We start from the raw sequence: 1,520 nt of genomic DNA, 5'->3' as shown, positions 1-1,520 counted from the left end.
AGTCGCCCCTGCAAAAACGCCGTTTTCAGACAGCCAGCAATTTACCGGTCTCTGCCGATTCATCCGGCAACGCCGGGGTTGACCATAAAATAGCCAATATCAGGCGTAAATGCCGTCCGTTTTCATAAGGCCAAAGAAGCTCGACGAGCTTCCTCAGAACCTTCCTCAGGTTCAGGCCAACGCCGCACAGAACCGCGTGTATCGTGTCGCCGGTAAACCCTCTGAGGAAGTTCCGATACATCAGGCCGTCGCTTTTCAGGTGGCCGATGATCGGCTCGATACTGTTTCGTCGGTGTTGCTGATCGGGGTGGGCCCTGCCGCGGCCTCGCCGCTTGCCGGTGATGTGGATCCTGGAGAGGTACGTGCTTTCGCTGCCACGGTAGCCTCGGTCGGCCAACAGATGCTCCGGCATCTTGCGGGTATGCAGAAGCACTCGTTTGAGCGCTGTGTCGACGGTGTGACCATCGTAGGGATTGCCGGCCAGGGCCTGGCAATCCAGCACAAAGCCTTCTTTGGCTGTGGTCACCACGCTGACCTTGGAGCCGAACTCATAACGGGTGCGGGCCTTGCCTTTGGCGATACACACCACTTCCGGTTCGTGCAGGCTGTACAGCCGGGGTTTGACGGTGCGGTCGCCATACTGGTTCAGCAACTGCAAGGCCTGATGGAGCTTGTGATTCAGGCGCTCGGAGCGCTCCTCCATCGTGCGCTGGTCAACGATGGCCTCACAGATCCTGGCCAGGTTCCGGTGCATCCGGCGCAGCACCTTGTGCATCCGCTTGAACTGCCGGGCATGGGCATAGCGGCCCACCTGCCAGACCAGGCCGGGCAACCCCTTACAGAAGGTCTGCCGGAATTTGATGCCCTCATCCTTGGCCAGCGCGACCAGTTGCCGGTGGCAACGGCCTGCAAGGCGGGCGTCACTGGGATAGGCAATCGCCTTGGGCATGACGGTGGTGTCGATGACGGCCACCTTGAGGCTTTCCGGCGCAATGACGCCGGTGTCCTGACCCAGGGCAATGCTCATTTTGAGAAGCTCACAGGCACCGCCTTCGCCAATGCGGTGCCGGAACCGCATCATGGTGGTTTCGTCCATGGGCAGCCGGTGTTGGAAGATCACTTCGCCGCAGAAGTGTTGCCAGTAGGGGTTCTCTACCCAGCGATCCAGAACATCACGGTCTGACAGCGCATACATGTGCTTGAGCAACTGCAAGCCCACGTGTAACCGGATGGGCAGTCCCGGACGCCCGGCTTGCACCGCGTACAACTGACCAAAATGTTGTTCGCAGGCGGTCCAGTCGATCCGTTTACCCATCTGCACCAGTTCGTGCCGGGGGTTGAGGATGTCTTCGAGGTAGGTTTCCAGCAGATCTCGCTGTGGTGCCTGGCGCTTATCCCGTGGGATCATGGGGCTTTCTTCCGGTTTTTGGACGAAACGGGGAGATTTATGATGGATATTATACCCCGAAGTCAGGCCAACTCATTGCCTTTGTTCAGGTTTTTACTTTTGCAGGGGCGAC

General features: G+C 58.9%; 1 protein-coding gene. It reads right to left on the bottom strand.

What is annotated here, in order from left to right:
• Positions 1-25: 25 nt before the first annotated feature.
• Entirely contained in the window at positions 26-1,408 is a 1,383-nt protein-coding gene (locus Q675_RS35420) for an IS5-like element ISMaq6 family transposase (RefSeq protein ID WP_011784944.1), read from the bottom strand.
• Between the last annotated feature and the right edge of the window lie 112 nt (positions 1,409-1,520).

It is taken from the genome of Marinobacter sp. EN3, from assembly GCF_000475315.1.
Taxonomy (GTDB): domain Bacteria; phylum Pseudomonadota; class Gammaproteobacteria; order Pseudomonadales; family Oleiphilaceae; genus Marinobacter; species Marinobacter nauticus.
This window is presented reverse-complemented; position numbering and strand designations above follow the sequence as displayed.